Origin of the sequence: Ramlibacter sp. (genome assembly GCF_013697775.1) — a bacterium.
In the GTDB taxonomy this organism is placed as follows: Bacteria; Pseudomonadota; Gammaproteobacteria; order Burkholderiales; family Burkholderiaceae_C; genus Ramlibacter.
Window position 1 is genome coordinate 1 of sequence record NZ_JACCWG010000116.1, and the last position, 3308, is coordinate 3308.

The following is a 3308-nucleotide window of genomic DNA, read 5'->3' on the forward strand; positions in this document are numbered from 1 at the left end:
CGCCCGCAGCGGCGCTCATAGGCCGCCAGCACCTGCGGGGGGCCTCTGCACGCACCTCATCAGGCCTAGATTCGCCGTCGAATCCGCACAAGCATCTGCAATCGACGCTTGTTCAGAATCTCCCTAGCCCGCGCATGCGGCGTTGTCATCCCCCGGTTAGGGGAGAGGCGGCGGGGCCTTCAGTTCGCCGCGAACAGGCTGCGCCGGTACTGCACTGCCTCGGCCACATGCGGCACGCCGATGGCGTCCGCGCCAGCAAGGTCGGCGATGGTGCGCGCGACTTTCAGCACGCGGTGCATCGCGCGTGCGCTCCACGCGAGCTTGATCGCGGCGGTGTGCAGGAAGCGCAGCGCCGCGTCGTCGAGCGCCGCGTGCAGGTCGATCTCCTTGCCTTGCAGGGCATGGTTCGATTTGCCCTGGCGCGCAAGAGCACGGTCGCGCGCGGCGACGCAGCGCGCGCGGATGCTGTGCGTGGATTCGCCCGCGGGCGCCTGCAGCAGTTCGTCGGGCGGCAGTGCCGGCACTTCGATGTGCAAGTCGATGCGATCGAGCAAGGGGCCGCTCAGTTTTCGCTGGTAGCGCGTGATCTGGTCCGGTGTGCAGCGGCAGGCTTGATTCCTGTTCGTGGCACCCAGCCATCCACAAGGGCAAGGGTTCATCGCCGCGATCAGCTGGAAACGCGCCGGGAACTCGGCGCGCCGCGCGGCGCGTACGATGGAGATCTGCCCGGTCTCCAATGGCTCGCGCAAGGCCTCCAAAGCCGGTCTTGCGAATTCTGGAAATTCATCGAGAAACAGGACGCCGTGGTGCGCCATGGAGATTTCTCCTGGCCGCGGCGGTGAACCGCCTCCCACCAATGCCGCGGCGCTTGCCGAGTGATGCGGCGCGCAGGTCGGCCGGGTGAACCAGCGTTGCAGCGAGAACTGCCCCGCAAGGCTCGCGATGGCCGCACTTTCCAGCGCCTCCTGCACGTTCATCGCCGGCAGCAGGCCGGCAAAGCGCTGCGCCAGCATCGACTTGCCGGCGCCGGGCGGCCCCACCAGCAGCAGGCTGTGCCCGCCGGCCGCGGCGATCTCCAGCGCGCGCTTGGCGCCGGCCTGGCCCTTCACGTCGGCCATGTCCGGATAGCGCGGGCTGGCCGACGGCGGCGCGGCTTCCACGCGCGACCAGCCTTCCGGTACGCCCGCACCCTCCGCCGCTTCCGCACCCTCGGCGCCTTCGGGCAAGAACGCGCGCACCACGTCCAGCAGGTGCCGCGCGCGGTACACGTGCGCGCCGGGCACCAGCGCGGCTTCTTCCGCGCTGGCCGGCGGCAGCACCAGCCGGGTGGCGATGCCGTCCGCGTGCAGCGCCAGGCTCATGGCCAGCCCCCCGCGCACCGGGCGCAGCTCGCCCGACAGCGAGAGTTCGCCCGCGAACTCGTGGCCCGCCAGGCGCGCCGCGTCCACCTGTCCGCTGGCGGCCAGGATGCCCAGCGCGATCGGCAGGTCGAAGCGGCCGGAGTCCTTCGGCAAGTCGGCCGGCGCGAGGTTCACCGTGATCCTCTTGTTGTTTGGAAACTCCAGCCCGCAGTTCTGCAGCGCCGAGCGCACGCGCTCGCGCGACTCCTTCACCTCGGTATCGGCCAAGCCCACCAGCGTGAAGCTGGGCAGGCCGTTGGCCAGATGCACTTCCACCGTCACCGCGGCCGTGCGCAGTCCCACCAGCACGCGGCTTTGCACAAGCGACAAGCTCACGATGTCCTCCTCACGCTCCCATGAAGCGCCACCGCACAACGGGCGGGTGCGCACCCGCGACGACGGGATGCGGGCCGCTGTGACTTTGCCCCCGGGTTTCGGGTGGAAACGCACAGGAATGCCGGGTTGCACCAAAGACAGGCTCGCGCGTCCCGGATTCACCAAGGCGGTGCGCGCGTGGCGCCTTGCAGCCGGGACCCGCCGGTTCGCACCCGCCTGGTGCGCGCAAAGGTCCTACGGCGAGAAAAGAAGTCCGCCTGCTGATGGCACGCCTCCTGCTAATCAAGCCGAGCTGTCTTCTTTTCCAACGAACTTGAACGGAGTCCCCATGACATCGACATCCACAGCGGTCCTGCTCGCCGCGCTGGGCCTGTGCGGCTCGGCGATGGCCCAGACCAAGGCGCCGGAGCCCGATTACACGCTCTCCTACAACGTGGGCGCGGTCACCGACTACCGCTACCGCGGCATTTCGCAGACGCGGCTGAAGCCGGCGCTGCAAGGCGGCATCGATTTCGCGCACAAGAGCGGCTTCTACATCGGCACCTGGGCCTCCACCATCAAGTGGATCAAGGACGCCGGCGGCAGCGCCGACCTCGAGTTGGACATCTACGGCGGCTACAAGGGCACCTGGGGCGACTTCGGCTACGACGTGGGCCTGCTGACCTACACCTACCCCGACCACAGCCTCGCCGTCAGCCCCAACACGCAGGAGATCTACCTGGCCGGCACCTGGGGCCCCGCCACGCTGAAGTACTCGCACGCGGTGAGCAACCTGTTCGGCTTCGACGACAGCAAGAACAGCTGGTACCTGGACCTGAGCGCCACCTTCGACCTGGGCAACGGCTGGAGCGTGGTGCCGCACATCGGCCACCAGAAGGTCAGGAACTGGAGCGCGGCCTCCTATACCGACTACTCCATCACGCTCGCCAAGGACTTCGGCAACGGCCTGTCGGCCTCGGCCGCCCTGGTGGACACCGACAGCAACAGCGCCTACCTGTCGCCCACCGGCAAGAACCTGGGCCGCGCCGGCGTGGTGCTGGGCGTGAAGTACGCGTTCTGACGCCCCGCCGCGCACCCACCAAGGAGCACACATGAAACTCATCACCGCCATCATCAAGCCCTTCAAGCTCGACGAGGTGCGCGAAGCCCTGTCCACCATCGGCGTGCAGGGCATCACCGTGACCGAAGTCAAGGGCTTCGGACGCCAGAAGGGCCACACCGAGCTGTACCGCGGCGCCGAGTACGTGGTCGACTTCCTGCCCAAAGTGAAGATCGAGATCGCGCTGTCCGAAGAGCTGGTGGAGCAAGCCATCGAAGCGATCGAAGGCGCCGCCCGCACCGGAAAGATCGGCGACGGGAAGATCTTCGTCTACGACCTCGAGCAGGTCGTGCGCATCCGCACCGGCGAGACCGGCAAGGAAGCCCTGTGAGCTCCATTCATCCCAAGAGAGGCATCGCCATGAGGAATTTCTTCGCATCCCTGGGCCTGGCCCTGGGCCTGCTGGCAGGAGGCGGCGCGCTCGCCCAGGCGCCGGCCGCCGAGCCCGCCGCCGCGGCCGCGTCCACCGAAGC

Annotated in this window: 3 protein-coding genes; 2 read left to right on the forward strand and 1 reads right to left on the reverse strand. The window is 68.4% G+C overall.

Annotation, left to right across the window (positions count from 1 at the left end; genetic code table 11):
- Window positions 1-179: 179 nt before the first annotated feature.
- Window positions 180-1736 carry a YifB family Mg chelatase-like AAA ATPase gene (locus tag H0U68_RS06125; protein ID WP_296353689.1) on the reverse strand — a complete coding sequence of 519 codons (1557 nt, stop codon included), beginning with the start codon at window positions 1734-1736 and terminating at the stop codon, window positions 180-182.
- 328 nt (window positions 1737-2064) lie between these two features.
- Between H0U68_RS06125 and H0U68_RS06130 the strand changes: the two genes are divergently transcribed.
- Window positions 2065-2796: a TorF family putative porin gene (locus H0U68_RS06130; RefSeq protein ID WP_296353691.1), complete on the forward strand. Its 732-nt coding sequence runs from the start codon at window positions 2065-2067 to the stop codon at window positions 2794-2796.
- 31 nt (window positions 2797-2827) lie between these two features.
- Window positions 2828-3166: a P-II family nitrogen regulator gene (gene glnK / locus H0U68_RS06135; RefSeq protein WP_296353693.1), complete on the forward strand. Its 339-nt coding sequence runs from the start codon at window positions 2828-2830 to the stop codon at window positions 3164-3166.
- Window positions 3167-3308 lie beyond the last annotated feature (142 nt).